The sequence below is a fragment of the Aequorivita sp. Q41 genome (assembly GCF_039831855.1).
Classification (GTDB): domain Bacteria; phylum Bacteroidota; class Bacteroidia; order Flavobacteriales; family Flavobacteriaceae; genus Aequorivita.
Genome location: NZ_JBDPMS010000001.1, coordinates 1,349,582 through 1,368,867, shown reverse-complemented (window position 1 = coordinate 1,368,867; position 19,286 = coordinate 1,349,582). Strand labels below are relative to the sequence as shown.

The window sequence follows — 19,286 nt, the reverse complement described above, 5'->3', positions numbered from 1 at the left end:
AGTTTTAAAAAACTTGTACCTTTTTTAGATAAATTGTTGACGTGAGTATATTCAAAAAACTTTTTAAACAGACTTTTATTTACGGACTGGCAACGGTTTTACCTCGTATTATGGCCGTAATATTAGTGCCGCTTTATACCACGGTTATGCTGCCAGAGGAGTACGGAATTTACGCCAGCTTGATGGCGTACCTTATTTTGGGGAATGTTCTGCTTTCCTACGGAATGGAAACAGCGTTTTTTAGATTTGTAACCAAAGATGCTTCAAACCAAAAAATGGTCCAAGCTACCACGCTTACTTCGCTTACTGTTTCAACACTTTTTTTCTTGGGAATAACACTTTTTTTTAAAAACACCATTGCTGAAGTTTTAGATTTCAAACCCGAATATGTCAGCTATGGATTGCTAATTCTTGCTTTAGACGCCTTAGTGGTTTTGCCTTTTGTGTGGTTTCGGGCAAACGAAAGGCCTATAAAATATGCTTTCGTTAAAATTTTTAATGTAGTAATAAACCTGGCTTTCAATTTATTTTTTCTTTTATTACTTCCAAAACTGGCTGAAAACAGTAGTTTTTGGAGTTCTCTTTGGTTTCCAGAAAATAAAGTTGCCTATGTTTTTATTGCAAATTTAATTGCAAGTGGAGTTACCCTTTTAATTTTACTTCCACTTTATATAAAAATTGGTTTTGGTTTCAATAAAACAATCTGGAAACAGATGATTAAATATGCTTTTCCTGTGCTTATTGCAGGTATCGCATTTAGTATAAATGAAGCTTTTGATCGTATTTTGTTAAAATATCTTTTACCAGAAAATAGTGCTGAAATAGAAGTAGGACTCTATTCTGCCTGCTACAAACTAGGGATGTTTATGACGCTGTTTGTAATGGCTTTCCGTTTGGGAATTGAACCGTTCTTTTTTAACCATGCAGGCCATAGCAACGCAAAAAAAACATATGCGACTATTACCAAATATTTTACACTTTTTGGATGCTTAATTCTTTTGGGAGTAGTGGTATATATTGATATTTTTAAACAAATATTAATTCCAAACAGTCAATATTGGGAAGCTCTAAAAATTGTCCCACTAATACTTTTGGCAAATCTTTTTTTAGGAATATATCACAATCTTTCTGTTTGGTATAAGGTTACGGATCGCACAAAGTACGGGGCTTATATTTCAGTTTTTGCTGCAATTATAACGCTGGTGCTTAACTTTGTTTTAATCCCAATTATCGGTTATCTTGGTTCCGCTATTGCTACACTTGCTGCGTATGGCAGTATGGTGGTGCTTTCGTACCTTTACGGACGCAAGTATTACAAGGTGCCTTATGAGGTAAATAAAATAAGCGGGTATTTGTTGTTAGCCATCGGCTTTTCGGCGGTTTCCTTTTATGTTTTTAACGGAAATATGTGGATAGGAACTACATTTTTAGTAGTATTTGCAGGTCTTATGATTTATTTCGAAAAAAATGAATTTTTAAAAATTTTAAAAAAATAAACTAGTATCATTTAATAATATTTAAATAAATATGAAAACTATAATATCCTTTCTATTAGTATTTTCCATGATCTCTTGTAATAATAAAGAGAGTACTCAAAAAGAAACAACGAATACAAATTCAGATTTTTCAGTTGTGTATCTTGAAAATTATTTTCCAAGAAACGACATTGAGTTTACCACTCCGGTAAAAGCAATGGTAATTTCGAATAGAGAAAAATTTGATTCGTATTTCGGAATTGCACAAACAATGTATAATAAAGTAACTCCTATAGACTTTGAAAAAAATAAAGTTGTAGCAATTATTACAGAGCCAAGCGACGTAAAACAAGAAATAATTATTACGGAAACACTATTAAAAGACAATAAATTGCTTGTTAAATACAAAATTGAAAAAGGAGAAATCCGATCGTTTACTGCCAATGATTTAAAACTCTTCGAAATACCAAAAACCATTTATGGCGTCGATTTTACTACTGAAAATTAACATCTCATTTCACTAAATGTAACGAATCTAATTAACACGAATTAAAATAAGACCTCTGCTTTGAAAATAAAAATAATCAACAAATCCAATCATCCAGTACCATCCTACGAAACCATTGCTTCCGCAGGCATGGATCTTCGTGCGTGTGTTGATGGTCCTTCAACTCTAAAACCTTTGCAACGTGCAATTGTAAAAACCGGACTTTTTATTGAATTGCCAATCGGTTATGAAGCACAGGTACGCCCACGAAGTGGGTTAGCAGCAAAAAAAGGAATAACAGTATTAAATTCTCCTGGAACCATCGATGCAGATTATCGCGGTGAAATTGGGGTGATCTTAATAAATCTATCAAATGAAGATTTTACTATCGAGCACGGCGAGCGTATTGCACAATTAGTAATTGCCAAACACGAACGTGCCGTTTGGGAAGAAGTGGAAGCACTTGGAGAAACTTCTCGTGGAGCAGGTGGTTTTGGAAGTACAGGAGTGAAATAAAATTATAATTACAGAAACCGTAGCACAGATGATTAAATTGCGCTATAAAATATTCTTACAAAGAAAAAAAGCGCTTTAATAAATATTTATAAATCAACAATTGTATATGAAAATTATAGTCCCAATGGCTGGCCGTGGCAGTCGCCTTCGCCCACATACCTTAACAATCCCAAAACCTTTAATTCCCGTTGCCGGAAAACCAATTGTGCATCGCTTAGTTGCAGATATTGCGGAAGTTCTCAATGAAGAAATAGATGAAATTGCTTTTATCCTTGGCGATCCTGCATTTTTTGGAGACGACGTTATAAAAAGTCTAAAAGACCTCGCAATAAGTTTGGGTGCCAAACCAACCATTTACAGACAATTAGACCCAAAAGGAACCGGCCACGCCATTATGTGTGCGCAAGAATCACTTTCTGGCCCTGCGGTTATCGCCTATGCAGATACGCTAATTCGTGCAGATTTTGATTTAGACAAAGAAGCAGATGCTGTAATTTGGACCAAAAAAGTAAAAAACCCTGAAGCTTATGGCGTGGTAAATCTCAACGAAAAAAATGAAATTATTGAACTCGTTGAGAAGCCTGAAGAATATGTAAGCGACCAAGCCGTTATAGGTATTTATTATTTTAAAGACGTTGCGCAACTTAAAAACGAATTGCAATATGTATTAGACAATAACATTATTAACGGGGGTGAATACCAAATTAATGATGGAATAAAAAGAATGATGGCAAGCGGAAAAATATTTAAAACCGGCACTGTTGACGAATGGATGGATTGCGGAAATAAAGAGGTAACCGTTGAAACGAACCTGAGAATGCTTGGTTTTCTTTCAGAAGCAAAAAAACCGTTGTTGGCAGAAAGTATTACAAATACAAATTCAAAAATAATTGAACCTTGTTTTATTGGTGAAAACGTACATTTAAAAAATAGCACTGTAGGACCATTTGCATCTATTGGCGAAGGCACGATAGTTGAAGATAGCATTGTGAAAAATAGCATTATTCAAACAAATTCAACAATCAAAAACGCGAATTTGGACAATGCCATGATTGGCAATTATGCTACTTTTGATGGGAAGTTTACCAATGTAAGTATTGGCGATTATTCCGAATTAAAATAATTAATTCCTATAGGTGGGAACCCGTATAATTTGAGGTTAAAATTTGGTTACATAGCACTTATTTGCATCGGAATTTTGCTTCCGAAGCAATTCTATGCCCAAAAAATTAAAAATGATTCTATTGAAAATCCTATGGATTTATTGGGTGAAGTAACTGATGATTTTCAGGAAAACTTTTTTGAAGCACTAAAACAAAAAGCAATTGAAAATTATGAATTGGCATTAACAGCGCTAAACAAAGCCGAAAAAGCAGCTAAATCTCAAGAAAATAAGGCCGTAGTTTTTTTTGAAATGGGTAAGAATCACAGTTACTTAAAGCACTATGCGCTCGCTGAGGAAAGTTTCAATAAGGTTTTAAAAAGTGAAGGCGATAAACCTGATGTTTTGGAACAGCTATACGAACTCTTCTATCAACAAAAAGAGTACGAAAAATCGATTCCTTTAGTGCAAAAATTAATTGTTTTTGATGACGATTACAAAGAAGACCTCGCTAATCTTTATACACTCACAAAGCAGTATGACAAAGCATTGACAGCATTAGATGAGCTAGAGGAGCTTTGGGGCGAAAGCGATATCCGCAATGCGCTTAGAGCCCAAATTTATCGTGTTACTGGAAACACAAAAGGAGCAATTGAAAATTTAGAGCAAAAAATTGAAGAAAACCCAAAAAACGAAAAAGAATATCTAAACTTAATTTTTCTATACAGCGATCAAGGCAATAAAGAAAAAGCTTTTGAAGCTGCCAAAGAACTTTTAAAACAAAAACCAAAATCGCAATTGGTACATTTGGCACTTTATAAGTTTTATTTGGATGAAGACAATTCAGCAGAGGCAATAAAATCTATGAAAATTGTGTTTTCTTCGGAAGCCTTTGATAAAGAAACCAAATATAAAGTATTAGGAGATTTTATTCAATTTGTTAATGAAAACCCTGAATATGAAAGTGAATTGGCCGAAATAGTAACTCAGTTTTCGGTAGAAAACGGACGCGTTTATGAGAAACTTGGGGAGTATTATGTTGCCAAAAATAGGAAAGAAGATGCCCTTAGGTTTTACGAAAAAGGAATTTCACAAGACCCTGATAATTACAATCTTTTAAAAAACACATTGTTGCTTCAAATTGGTTTTCAAAAATATGATGCTGCAGAAAAATTAAGCTCACAAGGGTTGGAGGTTTTTCCTGCGCAAGCACTTTTATATTTATTGAATGGTGTTGCAAACAACGGACTTCAAAAAAGCGATGCCGCAATTGAAAGTTTAGAGACTGGATTGGATTTTATTTTTGAAGACCCAAAAATGGAAAGCGATTTTTACACCCAATTAAGTCTTGCTTTTTCTACAAAAGGAGATTCTAAAAAGGCAAAATTATACGCTGATAAAGCAAGTAAAACAAAAATTACGAATTGAGGATTTTATGAAATTTAACCCACTTTATTTTCTAGTTTTATTAGTCCTTGCTTCTTGTGGTGGCACAAAAAATATTACAAACATTGAAAATACTTCTGCAAAAGAAGTGGTTGCTGCACACCAAGCCGCCAACCCGAATTTTAATACCCTAGCTGGTCGCGTTCAATTGGTATATGAAACTGATGAAAAGTTACAGAGTATAACTGTGAGTCTTCGGATGGAAAAAGATAAAAACATTTGGGTAAAAGCATCTATTTTAGGGATTACCATTGCAAAAGTTTTAATTACTCCCACAAGTGTAAGTTATTATGAAACAATAGGGAATACCTATTTTGAAGGGGATTTTGCAATTTTGGGAGAATGGATAGGCACCCCAATCAACTTTCAACAAGCACAGAACATGCTTTTAGGACAATCCATTTTTACACTTAATGCTTCAGAGTATACATCAGCTGTTTTTCAAAATAAATTTAAAATTCAACCGAAACAGCAACCACAAAACTTTATACATTCGCTTTTTTTACATCCAGAAAATTTCAAAATAGCTTCTGAAACTCTTTCCCAGCCTAAAGACGACCGTTTGCTAAGCATTCGGTATGGTGCGTATCAAAACGTGGACGGTCAGTTTTTTCCAACTTCCATATTAATTGATACTACTGATAAAAGCTCAAAAACAAAAATAGAAATCAATTATAAAAAAATAGATTTAAACGTAGCTGTGAGTTTTCCTTTTGATATTCCACAGGGTTATGAAAAAATTGAACTTAACTAAATGAAAAAAATCCGAAGATTTGTTTTTTTTATAATCTGCTTGATGGCGGGTTCATCTGTTTTCGCTCAAGTTGACAAACAAAAAGAGCTTGAAGAAAAAAGACAGGCTATTTTGGAAGAAATTAAACAGATAAATTCGCTTCTTTTCAAGACTAAAAAAGAAGAAAAATCTGTGCTTTCTCAAGTTGAAGATCTAAATCAGCGTATTGCTGCTAGCGAAAACTTGATTCGCATTACCAACCAACAAGCAAATTTGCTTTCTCGAAATATTAATGATAATATTTCTAAAATCACTAAACTCCGGGAAGAACTGAAAGTAATGAAGGCAGATTACGGAGCTATGATTCAAAAATCCTATAAAAGTAAAAATCAACAGAGCAGAATTATGTTTTTACTCTCTTCAGAAAATTTTTTGCAAGCATATAAACGTGTTCAATATATGAAACAGTATGCCAAATTTCGCAAAAAGCAAGGAGAGGGTATAAAAATAAAAACAGAAGAACTTCAACAGCTAAATTTAGATTTAATAAGTCAGAAAAAAACAAAACAAAAATTAATTACGGAAAATGAGTTAGCGAAAAGCAAATTAACTCAGGAGCGTAAAGACCAAGAGGCATTGGTAGCTACTTTAAAGAAAGATGAAGGCAAATTTGCATCGCAGATAAGAAGCAAACAAAAAGAAGCGGACGCAATAGACAGGCAAATAGATGCCTTGATAAAAGCTGCTATTGAAGAAGCAAATCGATTAGCAAGAGAAAAAGCAGCTGCTGAAGCCAAAGCAAATAACACAAGTACAACAGCATCTACTAAAAATGTGATAACCACTCCAGCTAAAACGGAAGAATTTGCACTTACGGCGGAAGACAGAGCCCTTGCGGCTAGTTTTACAAACAATAAAGGAAAACTTCCTTGGCCAGTAGAAAAAGGTATGGTTGTAAAAAGTTTTGGGACACACCAGCATCCACAATTTCCAAATGTTACTACCAACAATAGTGGTGTGGAAATAGCAACCAGTGATAATGCGACTGTACGTTCTATTTTTGAAGGGCAGGTATTGTCTATTCAGGTTATTAAAGGGGCCAATAAAGTTGTTTTTATTCAGCATGGAGATTATATTTCTGTATACAGTAATTTAGCTACTGTTTCCGTTAAAAAGGGCGATAAGGTTTCTACCAAACAAACCATTGGCACTGTAGCTATGAGCCCGACGGAAGGCAAAACCCTATTAAAGTTCTACATCTACCAAAATAAAACCAAAATTAATCCTGCAGATTGGATTTATAGAATGTAAAAAAAGGGAACCTAATTGGCTCCCTTTTTAAAAAACATATTTGAAAGTGAATTACTGTACTACCAATTTTTTAGTAGAAACACTTTCACCCGCTTTAATTGTTACAAAGTATATTCCTGAAGCATAACCCGAAACATTTACTGTTGCCTTAGCATCAATATTTGTTTGGCGATCTAAAACTTGACCTAAACTATTTGCTACTGAAACATCAAAATTAGTAAAAGATTTATCAGAAATACTGATATAAACCTCGTTATTAGTTGGATTTGGATATAATAACACTGCATTGCTTAACTGGTTGTCAGAAAGTCCAGCAGTATCACAATCTAGTAAACCGCCAGCATAAATTTTGGCTCTTGCTCTTTCACTCTCCCATCCATCTGTAGTGTTTTTGGCACTAATTGCATACCACATTTCTGCATCAGGGTCTGTAATAGGGATCGTTACAGAAGTAGTGTTTGAAGTAGCTACAACATCCATATACTTTTCTCCTAATACGTAGAAGTCGTAAGATTCTGCACCGTCAATTGCACTCCATTCAAAAGTAGCAGTATCATCACAAACCTTAACAACATTAAATACTGTTGGAGTTCTGGCAATATTAAATGTTTCATCACTTACATCTTGAAAAGCTCCACTAGTTACTCGAATAAGTGCTTCCCCACCAATTTCATTTGCTACTACCCAGTTATAAAAATGCGTATCGTTTGGTACGGTAGCTATGTTATTCCAAGAGCCACCATTATCCGTAGAATATTCTAACACGAAATCATCGGTAGTGTTAGTTTCATCCCAATGAATAGTCTCACTCGTATTTGGGTTAAAATGTTCTCCTCCATTAGGATAAGTCATCACGACATTGTCTGAAATTATTTCGTAAACAACATAGTATTCTTGCGGTCCCATTGGCACATTGAATCCTGTAATTTTAACATCATAGTTACCCGCTGCAGGATTATTTATTAAAACTTGCTCTACGTTATTTAGGTGGTCAGGACCGGTAGTTGCAGGGTTGTCAAGTGTTACAGCATTTGGTGTTGGATCAAGAATCCAAGGTTCCAAATCGGTACTTGAAGGATCGGTAACTATCAAATCTAAGTCATTTACCAAGGCAGGATCAGCGCCATTAGTAGCAGCAACATCACTCCAATAAACCATAAAACGAACTTGTGTAGTACCGGCAGGAACACTTATGGTATGTGTATTTGTGTTTCCTTGAGAAACTTCATCAGAAAGGTGACGTTCGTCTTCAAGAAGTTTTACCGCTTGTAGTGCATTCACTATTCCCCATCCAAATTTATAGTCGGGTCCTATATTTCCTGCTTCATTACACGTATTTAACATTGCAGCTTTTATTAATGCTGAAGGTGGAAAATCGCCGCCATTCATATTTCCATAAGCTTGATAAAGTTGTGCGGCAATTCCAGCAATTCCTGGTGCAGCACCAGAAGTACCCCCAAATGTTTGATAGGTATTGTTTTCATTAGTAGAAACTTGATTTTGACCGTTTGCAGTTATATCTGGCTTTATTCTTCCATCATGAGCTGGTCCTCGGCTACTTGAACTTACCAATGAACCATCAAAGTATACATTTGCTGTAGCGATTACATTTTTTCCTTGTTTATGACCTCCTGTAATATTTCCCCATTGGTCTCCTGCTCCATAACCACAATTAGTATTATTTGAATTTCCTGCAGAAAAAACATGCAGTAATGTTGGTATATCTAGCATTTGCTGATCTACAGTTCTAGTAATACTTGTATAACCATCATTACAACCATTGCTATAGGAAGAATTTGTTATTTGTACACTTCCATCATTAATTAAGTTTAATGTTGGGGTGTCCAAAAAACTAGAGGCATAATTTACAACATAGACATCACTCGCTGCAGCCATACCTCGATTGGAAGGAAGCAAATTGCCAGCACCTGCCATAATCCCCCCAACTCCATCTCCATGTGATTGATTGGCCACATTAGTCAAGTTAGTCAATCTTCCCTGAAAATCAATATGAGGACCAACACGACCATCATCACGAACCATTACACCAATCCCTTCGCCATTATAGTTTCTACCAGCTCCCGTTTGAGTATCTAATGAGTTTGCTCTATGAAGGCTCCTCCCTCTTTTGTCATCCGGTACAGATGGCGCAACAACAAGATCTACCCACTTAACGAAAGGAAGATTCGATAATGTTTCCAAGCAATTATTTGGAATAGAAAGATCAAGTATATTATGGTTTTTATAATTTTCTTTTACAGCTATTTGTTGACGCCCTAATTCATTAATCACGTACGAGTCAGTTACATTTTTGTGGTAATGAAGCGTAACCAATATATTGTCATTCTCCATCGCCCAATAATCGTATTCTCCACTTTTAAGTTTTGAAGAAAGTTTTGCTCTCCCATCAACAGGCACAATTGTTCTAACACCATTATTTTTTAATAGTGAAATTGAAGTATTAGATGGAAAAAAGAAAAGATACGTTCTGTGAGGAATGTATTCTAATAATTGTAGATTATTCTGTTTGAATAAATCTTGAACTTGTTGTGAAGGAGTTTCGTAAAATTGAACCCACCCCACATAACCATTATCCATTTTAGCAGAATCTGGCATTTGGTCCCATTGGAAGCTCGCAATGTTTTCGGGCATTTCAAAGGTGTCTCCTTGAAAATGAATTTCATTTGAATTCTGTGCAATACCAGTCGTAAAAACTAATAATAGCAAGAAAAAAGTAAAACACTTAAGTTTTGAGTAAATAAATTTCGCCATATTTTATAGGGATTAAATTAAAAAAAACGGCAAAAATTGCCGATTCGCTATCAAATATATTCATTTGAATCAATAATCAAGCAATCCCAAATAAAAAAACAAAAAATTTAACATAAAAAATAAAACCAGAAAAAACAGACTATCAACAGGTTACGAAAACACTTTAACAAGCTTATTCAAATAAAGCCTTCAGCTCACTAGCTTGACTTGGCTTCATTTTGCCTGCAAGAACTAAACTTAATTGTTTTCTTCTAAGCGCAGCTTCATAACGTTTTTTTTCCAATTCGGTTTCTGGCACCAATTCGGGAACACGAACAGGGTTCCCAGATTCATCAACCGCAACAAAAGTATAAATAGCTTCATTGGAGAGGCTTTTTTCTCCGCTTTCACGATCCTCAATAAAAACATCCATATATACTTCCATAGAGCTAGTAAATGCACGGCTTACTTTTGCTTCAACAGTAACTACACTTCCTAGTGGAATCATCTTGTTAAATGCTACGTGGTTTACAGAAGCGGTTACAACAATCCTTCTACTATGGCGACGTGCGGCAATACTCGCAGCACGATCCATTCTTGCCAATAATTCGCCTCCAAACATATTTCCAATTGGATTTGTTTCACTGGGTAAAACCATATCTGTATAAATGGTTTTTGAGTCGTTAGGGGTTTTTGGTTGCATGAGGTATTTTTTTTACAAAGATACCTAACAAAAGAAATATGAGAAGGGAAATTGAATAAAGAAAATAGAATTAAACCAACAGGTCTAATCTATTAAAACAATATGAGTTTCACTAGGCAATAGCTTAAAAACAAAAAAATTACCTTACTAATTACTGTGGTAAAGTTGATTATTTAATATCCTGCACTAAAAGCCATGCATCTGGATTTTCGGTTTGCTTAATGTCTTGAAGCTTTCGCTCTGCTTCATTTCTATTTTCAAAACTTGCATACAAAACCTGATGTAAACCATAGCGTGAAACTTCCATTTTTAATGGCGAAAAACCTTTTTCACGTAGTTGTTCAACTTTTTTTGCGGCATTTTCTTCCATTCGGTACGCTCCAGCTACAATATGATACAAGCCAGTATGTTTCGGAAGCTGTAAACTAAGTGCTGGGAGTGGGTTTTCAATTACAAAAGTTGCTTCTTGTATTTGATTCTCAACCAATGAGTTTGCTTTTTGTCTTTCAGCATAATTAAACTCTTGAACTTGATTCTCATAAAACTTCAAGCTTCCAAAACCTATTGCCGAAATTGCTATAACAGCTATAGCAGCATATTTTAAATATGAATTTGCAGCTCTTTTTTCGGGTGTAAAAAGAATGGGCGTTTTTTCTTCTAAAGCCTCCACGGTCTCTTTATAAACTTCACGTTTTATTTTAGGAGAAACAAAAGTGGAAAGTCCAAATGAAGCGGTGCTATAGTTTTGTTGCTGCAGGGGTTCAAACTGAAGTGATTCTTCTTCATTTAGCGAAAATGTACCAATATTTTTAAAAGAAACTATTTTTCCTTCTGAAAGCTCTTCGGAAATTTTAGCAGTAAAATTTCTTATTTTTTGCAATGCAGTTTCATAACTACATTTTTCAACCGAAGCAATATAATTGGCAAACAAACCATCATTCGCCTGCAATTGTTTGTTGAATGAAACAATTTTAGCTGGCGGGTTAAATGTATTTGAAGTCTCATCAATAAAAGCAGATTTATAGCGAGTCAAAAATGCACCAAAACCTGGAATTATTACGCATTCGTAGCGGTATAGTAAGTCAGAGATATAAGTTGTAAGTTGCATACTAACAAAATTACCCTTTTTTGAAAGCAATCCAATTTTTGTTTTGGTAATTTATCAACAACTTAAAAAGTTGTATTTTTAAAAAAGCTCCCCGCTTCTAACACTCTGCTTATGCTTTCTAAAAACGAATTGCGCTATACGCTTGCTTTGCAGCGTGTTCCAAACTTGGGAGATATTTCGGCTAAAAAATTACTGCGAAAGTTTGGTTCTGCGGAAGCAATCTTTAAAGAGAAAAAAAGTAATCTCGCAAAAATTAATGGCATCGGAGTTTTTCGTTTAAAAGAATTCAATTTAACACAACAATTGGAAGAAGCAGATGCCGAAATAAAGTTTATTAATGCCAATGCCATAGAATGCAGCTATTTTAAAGACAAAACTTATCCAGAAAGATTAAAACAATGCTTAGATGGCCCCATCCTTTTTTTTCAACGCGGAAATATTGATTTGGTGAATAAAAAAATAATAAGCATCGTTGGCACACGAAAAATTACAAGCTACGGCAATGCTTTTTGTCAAAATTTAATAGAAGAGCTTGCGCCTCTAAACCCTGTAATTATATCTGGTTTAGCGTATGGTGTAGATATATGTGCTCATAAAGCAGCAATAGAAAACAATTTACAGAATGTGGCGTGTTTGGCACATGGATTCAATCAAATGTATCCAAAAGATCATAAAAGGTATGCTCAAAAGATTGAAGAAAATGGGGGTTTTATTTCTGAATTTTGGAGCAGTGATTCATTTGACAGAAACAACTTCTTAAAACGAAATAGAATAATTGCAGGGCTTTCCGAAGCAACTATTGTTATAGAATCTGCTGAAAAAGGGGGTAGTTTAGTCACCGCAGATATAGCAAACTCTTACGATCGTGAAGTTTTTGCGGTCCCTGGCAGAGCTACAGATAATCAAAGTAGAGGCTGTAACAATTTAATAAAACAACAAAAAGCACAAATGCTTACGAGCGCTGCAGACTTAATATATATGTTAGGCTGGAAACTAAAAGAATCCTCAAAACCACAACAAACACAGCTTTTCGTTGCATTAGATGAGGAAGAGGAAGTTATTTATCTTTTTTTAAAGGACAAAGAAAAAGAACTTTTAGACGCCATTGCTTTAGCCTGTAATATTCCTGCCTATAAAACCGCCAGTATTTTAATGAATATGGAGCTTAAAGGTGTGGTACGGCCGTTGCCGGGCAAATTATTTCAGCTGGTTTAATACCCCACTTTTGCCCGCACTCTTTTTAGAACTTCATCTGCTACTTTTCTCGCCTTTTCTGCTCCAGCTGCTAGAGCTGCGTCAATTTCTGGTAAATTTTCCATAAAATAGGTGTAACGTGCCCGTTCTTCTGAAAATTTTTCTACTATCAATTCAAATAAAGCTTGTTTGGCGTGTCCATAACCATAATTTCCAGCTTCATAATTTTGACGCATTTGCAATACTTCTTCTTTAGAACCCAATAATTTATATAGCCCAAAAACATTACAAGTATCCGGATTTTTAGGTTCTTCCATAGGTGTGCTATCCGTTTCAATGCTCATTATCTGCTTTCGAAGCGGTTTGTCTTCCAAAAATATATTGATAATATTTCCTTTAGATTTACTCATTTTTGAGCCATCTGTTCCAGGAATATACATAGTTTCTTCTTGCACTTTTCCAACTGGTAAAACAAAGGTTTCGCCCATTTGAGTATGAAAACGAGAAGCAACATCTCTAGTAATTTCAATATGTTGCATCTGATCTTTTCCTACAGGAACAATTTCGGCATCATACAAAAGTATGTCTGCCGCCATCAGCATTGGGTATGTAAAAAGCCCAGCATTTACATCTTCCAAACGGCCTGCTTTGTCCTTAAAAGAATGCGCCAGTGTCAATCTTTGAAATGGGAAGAAACAACTTAAATACCAAGAAAGCTCTGTAGTTTGAGGCACATCACTTTGGCGATAAAATACCACCCGATTAATATCTAACCCAAACGCTAACCAGGTTGCAGCAACGCTATAGGTGTTTGCGCGCAATGTTTTGGCATCTTTAATCTGTGTTAATGAATGCATATCTGCAATAAAAAGGAAAGATTCATTTTTTGGATCGTTGGCCATTTCAATTGCCGGAACAAGTGCTCCTAAAAGATTTCCGAGGTGTGGTGTACCGGTGCTTTGTATTCCTGTGAGTATTCTGGACATTGTTATAAAAAATTTTCAGCAAAGGTACTTTTTTTGATTAATTGGCATCGTTCAAATTGTTACTTTTGACATTCGATGAAACTATTTAAATATATTTTTGCAACAGTATACCGAATTTGGTTCTATTTAATAGTCGCTCTTGCCACTATTATACTTTTTCCTTTTTTACTAATAAGCATTCTTAAACATTCCTGGTACCCGTTTTTCTTTAAAGTTGCACGCCTATGGTCTGTAATTATAATCTATGGAATGGGCTGCTATCCTAGCATTAAGCGTGATATACATTACAAAAAAGGTGAAAGCTATCTATTTGTTGCCAACCATACTTCGATGACAGATATCATGTTGATGTTTTACGCAACAAAAAATCCTTTTGTTTTTGTGGGAAAAAAAGAATTGGCAAAAATTCCTCTTTTTGGATACATTTATAAACGCACCTGTATTTTAGTAGATCGTGGAAACAACAAAAGTCGTGCGGAAGTCTTTAAAAGAGCGGAAATGCGCTTGAAGGAAGGTTTAAGTGTTTGTATTTTCCCTGAAGGGGGGGTGCCTGATGATCTTTCTATTTTACTTGACGAATTTAAAGATGGTGCTTTTAGACTCGCAATTGAACATCAAATACCAATTGCACCAATGACTTTTCACGACAACAAAAAACGATTTCCATATTCCTTTTTTCTTGGAAAACCAGGCAAAATGAGGGTTAGAGTACATAAGCTTATTCCAACTGAAGCTTTGACTTTAGAAAATCGCAAAGCGCTTAAAGCGAAAACAAGAGTAGTCATTTTGGATGAATTACTACAACCTACTGTTTAAAAAATAAACTAAATAAAAAAACCGTCCTATGGCGAAGAACGGTTTTCCCTCAATCATTTGTTTGAAGTATGTCAAACAAGTTCAACTAAAAACTAACCTAAAACCTAAAACTTAACCCACTGTAAACACCCATATAGTAGGGTTTAAAATTTACAGACGAATCGGTATAAGGGTTGAGCTGGTATTTAAACATTGGCTCAATATTAAACGTAAATTTTTTGGACAATTTATAGTCCAATCCCAGCCCTATGTTAGTTGAAAAGCTTACCGTTGAAAGGTTATTAGCATCTCCAAGCACGGTATTAAAATTATCTGCTTTAACCGAAATTTCATTATTTCCCAAAAACAAAGTACTTAAACCTCCAATAATATTCACGCCAAACTTACTATCTATAACCGCATATTTTAGCTCTACTGGAACTTCGTAATAATTTATATTTTGAATAAGACTTGCATTACCTTGTGTAGATTTTGGTCTTATAGCTCCATATTCACCAGAAGGACTTGCAGCTGCAAATGAACCCCTGTCAACCGCTGTTAAAACAACACTACTACCGCCATAGTCTACGGAACGCAAAGCAACTGAAACTGGGCCTGTGCCTACCTCAATCCCTGAAGTACTATAACTCAAGTCTAAGTTATTAACCCCTGTACGTACACTTAAGCGTTTGCTTAACGCATAGCTCACTTGCACACCATAACTCATATTCACCTCTCCTTTTTGAGGATTGTCTGAAAAACTTGGATCTATTGACGATCCGTTTTCTAGGCTACTATAATATACTGGAGCTACGCTTGGCGCTACATTCCAACGATTTTCCAGCTTTTCTTTCTTTTTCTTTTCAATAAGCACATCCTGGTTTGTTTCAGCAATGGCATCAAAAATTGATTTTGTGTTTTTGGAATCTTCTGCTTGTTCAGCTTCCGTTTTTACTAAAGTATTTTTTTTAGAATTTTCAACAGCAAGAATATGTTCTTTGTTAGCTTCAAAAGGGTTTTTATCCTTATTAATTATAGTTTCATTCGTTTCTTTTCCACTTTTCACTGTGGTGGTGTTTTCGGAAGAATTTTTAGCAAATGCAATGTTTTCTTTCAATTTATCTTTTGAAATGTTTTTTTCAAATAAATCTTGCTGAGGGTTTTCTTTATGTTTGGACTCCCTCTTTTTAGAATCACTTGAAGCAATTATAGCATTTGAAGTTTTTTCGGAAGTATTCTTACGTATTTTATTCGAAGCTTTTGGTTTAACTTTGCTCTTTGTTAAAGAAGCGTCAGAATCCTCATTATTTTCATCGGTTGGTATGTGACGTGTTTTCTCCTCTGAAGCTACAGTAGATTCTGTTGTGGTTTTTAATACCTCAAAATCATTATTTTGTAACTTTTTTTCTAAATTAATGATGTTTTCGTCTGTAATAGAAGGAGAGTCATTATTTAGTGGATTGTAATATGTATTTCCTACTGTTACCAACAAAGCAACCAACGCAGCAACACCGCCAAGTTTTATCCACAGCGGGATAACTTTTCGGTTTTTCTTCTCATTAGCAAACTCTGTTTGGATCTTTTTCCAAACACGCGGCGAAGGAGTGGCTTCAAGATTCTTGAAACCTTCGTTAAAAATGTTGTCTATGTTTTTCTTTTCTTTCATTCGTAATTTATGCCTTTTGGGCTTCGCTCTTTTTTAAATTGAGCGACACTCTTTTAAAAAACCCCTGCCCTCAAAACAGGGGGTTTTTCTATTTAATCTAAACAATTCATAATGCTTTAAGTGTTATGTATTTTAGCATTATACTCTTCAATTTTATTTTTCAAAATTACTCTAGCACGTGCTAGATTTGATTTAGACGTTCCATCGCTGATTCCTAACATTTCTGCTATCTCTTTATGCTGATAGCCGTCCATTACATACATACTAAACACCAATCTATATCTATCTGGAAGTTCCTGTACTATTTTAAGTAAAAAATCCAGCGGTATTTCTTCGCTTTCAATTTCAACTTCCACTTCATCTTCAATCTGGCTTTCGTCAACAATTTCAAAGGTGCGTTGCTTTCTGTACTTTTGAAGCACTGTATTTACAGTAATCCGTTTAATCCAACCTTCAAAAGAACCTTTGCCTTTATACTGCTCTATTTTTTTAAAAATAGTAATAAATGCATCCTGCAAATTATCCTCTGCTTCGGTATAATTTGGCGAATAGCGGAGACATATTGCAAAAAGAACCCCATTGTACCTGTTGTACAATTCGCCCTGTGCTTTTGCATCCTGCTTTTTGCATTGTATTATGAGCTCGTTTAAAATCAAATGCGGTACCGTGAATTATTGTTCAGTGTAAATACCTCCTTATTGTAGAGGGCAACCGTAATAATCAAGGTTCCTACAACTTGTAGATACCATTATCCTAAAAGGGTTGCGTTGTGCTCTGAAAAAAATTATTGATTTAGAGTAGCAATAGCGTCTTTTATTTTCTTTTCTAGCTCTTCCATTAAATCTGGATTGTCCAAAAGGAGTGTTTTTACAGCGTCGCGACCTTGCCCAAGCTTGGTGTCATCATAGCTAAACCAGGAGCCTGCTTTCTTAACGATCTCAAAATCAACCCCTAGATCTATTATCTCACCAACTTTTGAAATCCCTTCGCCATACATAATATCAAACTCTACTTGTTTGAAAGGCGGTGCTACTTTATTTTTTACAACTTTCACACGGGTTTTATTCCCCATGGCATTGCTATCCGTATCTTTAATTTGTGTAGAACGACGAATGTCTAAACGAACAGAGGCGTAAAATTTTAAAGCGTTTCCACCTGTTGTAGTCTCTGGGTTTCCAAACATTACCCCAATCTTTTCACGCAACTGGTTTATAAAGATTACCGTACATTTTGTTTTGCTGATTGATCCCGTAAGTTTTCGCAATGCTTGACTCATTAATCGTGCGTGAAGCCCCATTTTACTGTCGCCCATTTCGCCTTCAATTTCACTTTTTGGCGTTAAAGCTGCAACCGAATCAATCACTACAATATCTATAGCGCCACTTCGTATTAGGTTGTCTGCAATTTCTAATGCTTGCTCCCCATTATCTGGTTGTGAAATAATAAGATTTTCAACATCAACCCCAAGTTTTTCTGCATAACCACGGTCAAAGGCGTGTTCCGCATCAATAAAAGCTGCTATTCCTCCTTTTTTCTGTGCTTCAGCCATTGCATGAAGTGTAAGGGTTGTTTTACCTGAAGATTCTGGCCCATATATTTCAATAACTCTGCCTCGTGGATATCCACCCACGCCAAGGGCAACATCAAGACCCAAAGATCCTGTTGGGATTACTTCCACGTCTTCTACGGCTCTATCGCCCATTTTCATTACAGTTCCTTTCCCGTAAGTCTTATCTAATTTATCGAGAGTTAGCTTTAAAGCTTTTAATTTTGCGTCTTTTTCAGTGCTCATTTTCAGTCTATTTTATGATGGAATTTTAATTAGCTAAGATACTATTTCTTTGTACTTAGGACAAAAGTAAAACAAGGGGAGAAAGGATTTTTGTCAACAATAAATATAATGATTAATTTTGCTGAATCTATTAAAATCAATTCTTTTTCACCTAAAAAAAGTATAGCATGCAACTGTACAATAAACTAAGTGCCAAAGAAAGGGAAACACTTTTGGAACAAGCCGGAGAAGAACGGCTTACCCTTTCTTTTTATCAATATGCCAAAATTGGCAATCCCCAGCTTTTCCGCAATCATTTATTTATTACTTGGCATGAACAAGATGTGCTTGGACGAATTTATGTTGCCCATGAAGGCATCAACGCACAGCTTTCTGTGCCTGCAAAACGTTTTAACGAATTCAAGGAGTTTTTGGACGGAATTAATTTTCTGAAAGATGTTCGCTTGAACATTGCTATTGAACAAGATTTAAAATCTTTTTTAAAGCTAAAAGTAAAAGTGCGCGACAAAATTGTTGCAGATGGATTGAACGACGAATCTTTTGATGTTACCAACAAGGGAATTCATGTGGATGCCTCAAAATTCAATGAACTTATTGAAGATCCAAACGTTGTTTTGGTAGATATGCGCAACCATTATGAAAGTGAGATTGGGCATTTCAAAAACGCTATTACTCCAGATGTGGACACCTTTCGTGACTCATTAGATATTATTGAAGCTAATTTAAAAGATCACAAAGAAGATAAAAAATTAGTGATGTATTGTACAGGTGGTATCCGCTGCGAAAAAGCCAGTGCTTACTACAAACACAAAGGTTTTAAAAATGTATTTCAGCTTGAAGGCGGCATTATTGAATATGCACGACAAGTTGACAATCAAGGTTTGGAAAATAAATTCATCGGGAAAAATTTCGTTTTTGATCATCGCCGTGGGGAACGAATTTCAGATGATGTTATTAGCCATTGCCACCAATGCGGTGCAGCCTGTGACACACATACCAATTGTGCAAACGAAGCTTGCCATCTGCTTTTTATTCAATGTGAAAATTGTGCTAAAACAATGGAAAATTGTTGCTCTGATGAATGCGTTGCCATAATCCAATTGCCTTATGAGGAACAAAAAAGATTGCGCCAAGGTATTCCAAATAGCAATAAAATATTTAAAAAAGGAAGATCCGAAAAGTTGAAATTTAAAAAATAGCCCTCCCTCGATCCCCATTAAT

General features: G+C 35.2%; 17 protein-coding genes. 10 read left to right on the top strand and 7 right to left on the bottom strand.

Translation table 11 applies throughout. The annotated features are described in order from the left end of the window. Positions 1-41 precede the first annotated feature (41 nt). The 7 genes from ABJ955_RS06370 to ABJ955_RS06340 all read left to right on the top strand — a co-directional run bounded on the left by ABJ955_RS06370 (position 42) and on the right by ABJ955_RS06340 (position 7,070). A complete protein-coding gene (locus ABJ955_RS06370; RefSeq protein WP_347373762.1) occupies positions 42-1,496 on the top strand; it encodes an oligosaccharide flippase family protein in 1,455 nt (484 codons plus the stop codon). A gap of 31 nt (positions 1,497-1,527) precedes the next feature. Then, entirely contained in the window at positions 1,528-1,983 is a 456-nt protein-coding gene (locus ABJ955_RS06365; protein ID WP_347373761.1) for a hypothetical protein, read from the top strand. A 60-nt stretch (positions 1,984-2,043) separates the two neighbouring features. Next, positions 2,044-2,478, top strand: coding sequence for a dUTP diphosphatase (dut, locus tag ABJ955_RS06360; protein WP_347373760.1), 435 nt, complete (start codon positions 2,044-2,046; stop codon positions 2,476-2,478). A 106-nt stretch (positions 2,479-2,584) separates the two neighbouring features. Beyond that, positions 2,585-3,601, top strand: a complete 1,017-nt coding sequence (locus ABJ955_RS06355) for a sugar phosphate nucleotidyltransferase (RefSeq protein ID WP_347373759.1) — start codon at positions 2,585-2,587, stop codon at positions 3,599-3,601. Positions 3,602-3,631: 30 nt separating this feature from the next. Then, entirely contained in the window at positions 3,632-5,008 is a 1,377-nt protein-coding gene (locus ABJ955_RS06350) for a hypothetical protein (RefSeq protein WP_347373758.1), read from the top strand. Positions 5,009-5,015: 7 nt separating this feature from the next. Further along, positions 5,016-5,780, top strand: a complete 765-nt coding sequence (locus ABJ955_RS06345; RefSeq protein ID WP_347373757.1) for a DUF4292 domain-containing protein — start codon at positions 5,016-5,018, stop codon at positions 5,778-5,780. After that, positions 5,781-7,070: a peptidoglycan DD-metalloendopeptidase family protein gene (locus tag ABJ955_RS06340; protein WP_347373756.1), complete on the top strand. Its 1,290-nt coding sequence runs from the start codon at positions 5,781-5,783 to the stop codon at positions 7,068-7,070. A gap of 51 nt (positions 7,071-7,121) precedes the next feature. Here ABJ955_RS06340 and ABJ955_RS06335 read toward each other — a convergent pair whose 3' ends face one another. The 3 genes from ABJ955_RS06335 to ABJ955_RS06325 form a co-directional block, all read right to left on the bottom strand. After that, positions 7,122-9,842 carry a S8/S53 family peptidase gene (locus ABJ955_RS06335; protein WP_347373755.1) on the bottom strand — a complete coding sequence of 907 codons (2,721 nt, stop codon included), beginning with the start codon at positions 9,840-9,842 and terminating at the stop codon, positions 7,122-7,124. A 172-nt stretch (positions 9,843-10,014) separates the two neighbouring features. Beyond that, on the bottom strand, positions 10,015-10,524 hold the full coding sequence (locus tag ABJ955_RS06330; protein ID WP_347373754.1) for an acyl-CoA thioesterase: 510 nt from the start codon (positions 10,522-10,524) through the stop codon (positions 10,015-10,017). Between the two features lie 169 nt (positions 10,525-10,693). Beyond that, entirely contained in the window at positions 10,694-11,632 is a 939-nt protein-coding gene (locus ABJ955_RS06325) for an SPOR domain-containing protein (RefSeq protein WP_347373753.1), read from the bottom strand. Between the two features lie 111 nt (positions 11,633-11,743). Here ABJ955_RS06325 and dprA point away from each other — a divergent pair, with 111 nt between their 5' ends. After that, positions 11,744-12,847 carry a DNA-processing protein DprA gene (gene dprA, locus ABJ955_RS06320; protein ID WP_347373752.1) on the top strand — a complete coding sequence of 368 codons (1,104 nt, stop codon included), beginning with the start codon at positions 11,744-11,746 and terminating at the stop codon, positions 12,845-12,847. On the opposite strand, the gene trpS is transcribed toward dprA, so the two are convergent. Beyond that, on the bottom strand, positions 12,844-13,812 hold the full coding sequence (gene trpS / locus ABJ955_RS06315; RefSeq protein ID WP_347373751.1) for a tryptophan--tRNA ligase: 969 nt from the start codon (positions 13,810-13,812) through the stop codon (positions 12,844-12,846). The genes dprA and trpS overlap by 4 nt on opposite strands. Before the next feature lie 75 nt (positions 13,813-13,887). Between trpS and ABJ955_RS06310 the strand changes: the two genes are divergently transcribed. Then, complete coding sequence (locus ABJ955_RS06310; RefSeq protein WP_347373750.1) at positions 13,888-14,628, top strand: lysophospholipid acyltransferase family protein; 741 nt, start codon at positions 13,888-13,890, stop codon at positions 14,626-14,628. Between the two features lie 97 nt (positions 14,629-14,725). Here ABJ955_RS06310 and ABJ955_RS06305 read toward each other — a convergent pair whose 3' ends face one another. The 3 genes from ABJ955_RS06305 to recA all read right to left on the bottom strand — a co-directional run bounded on the left by ABJ955_RS06305 (position 14,726) and on the right by recA (position 18,065). Further along, a complete protein-coding gene (locus ABJ955_RS06305) occupies positions 14,726-16,273 on the bottom strand; it encodes an outer membrane beta-barrel protein (protein WP_347373749.1) in 1,548 nt (515 codons plus the stop codon). A gap of 116 nt (positions 16,274-16,389) precedes the next feature. Then, complete coding sequence (locus ABJ955_RS06300; RefSeq protein ID WP_347373748.1) at positions 16,390-16,929, bottom strand: sigma-70 family RNA polymerase sigma factor; 540 nt, start codon at positions 16,927-16,929, stop codon at positions 16,390-16,392. A 128-nt stretch (positions 16,930-17,057) separates the two neighbouring features. After that, positions 17,058-18,065 carry a recombinase RecA gene (gene recA, locus ABJ955_RS06295; protein WP_347373747.1) on the bottom strand — a complete coding sequence of 336 codons (1,008 nt, stop codon included), beginning with the start codon at positions 18,063-18,065 and terminating at the stop codon, positions 17,058-17,060. Between the two features lie 167 nt (positions 18,066-18,232). On the opposite strand from recA, the gene ABJ955_RS06290 reads away from it, so the two are divergent. Next, on the top strand, positions 18,233-19,264 hold the full coding sequence (locus ABJ955_RS06290; RefSeq protein ID WP_347373746.1) for a rhodanese-related sulfurtransferase: 1,032 nt from the start codon (positions 18,233-18,235) through the stop codon (positions 19,262-19,264). The last annotated feature ends 22 nt before the right edge of the window (positions 19,265-19,286 follow it).

Excerpts from the sequence above, each read along its gene's own strand:
- ABJ955_RS06365 (WP_347373761.1), top strand. The coding sequence starts at position 1,528 with ATGAAAACTATAATATCCTTTCTATTAGTATTTTCCATGATCTCTTGT.
- ABJ955_RS06355 (WP_347373759.1), top strand. The coding sequence starts at position 2,585 with ATGAAAATTATAGTCCCAATGGCTGGCCGTGGCAGTCGCCTTCGCCCA.
- ABJ955_RS06345 (WP_347373757.1), top strand. The coding sequence starts at position 5,016 with ATGAAATTTAACCCACTTTATTTTCTAGTTTTATTAGTCCTTGCTTCT.
- ABJ955_RS06340 (WP_347373756.1), top strand. The coding sequence starts at position 5,781 with ATGAAAAAAATCCGAAGATTTGTTTTTTTTATAATCTGCTTGATGGCG.
- ABJ955_RS06335 (WP_347373755.1), bottom strand. The coding sequence starts at position 9,842 with ATGGCGAAATTTATTTACTCAAAACTTAAGTGTTTTACTTTTTTCTTG.
- ABJ955_RS06330 (WP_347373754.1), bottom strand. The coding sequence starts at position 10,524 with ATGCAACCAAAAACCCCTAACGACTCAAAAACCATTTATACAGATATG.
- ABJ955_RS06325 (WP_347373753.1), bottom strand. The coding sequence starts at position 11,632 with ATGCAACTTACAACTTATATCTCTGACTTACTATACCGCTACGAATGC.
- dprA (WP_347373752.1), top strand. The coding sequence starts at position 11,744 with ATGCTTTCTAAAAACGAATTGCGCTATACGCTTGCTTTGCAGCGTGTT.
- trpS (WP_347373751.1), bottom strand. The coding sequence starts at position 13,812 with ATGTCCAGAATACTCACAGGAATACAAAGCACCGGTACACCACACCTC.
- ABJ955_RS06310 (WP_347373750.1), top strand. The coding sequence starts at position 13,888 with ATGAAACTATTTAAATATATTTTTGCAACAGTATACCGAATTTGGTTC.
- ABJ955_RS06305 (WP_347373749.1), bottom strand. The coding sequence starts at position 16,273 with ATGAAAGAAAAGAAAAACATAGACAACATTTTTAACGAAGGTTTCAAG.
- recA (WP_347373747.1), bottom strand. The coding sequence starts at position 18,065 with ATGAGCACTGAAAAAGACGCAAAATTAAAAGCTTTAAAGCTAACTCTC.
- ABJ955_RS06290 (WP_347373746.1), top strand. The coding sequence starts at position 18,233 with ATGCAACTGTACAATAAACTAAGTGCCAAAGAAAGGGAAACACTTTTG.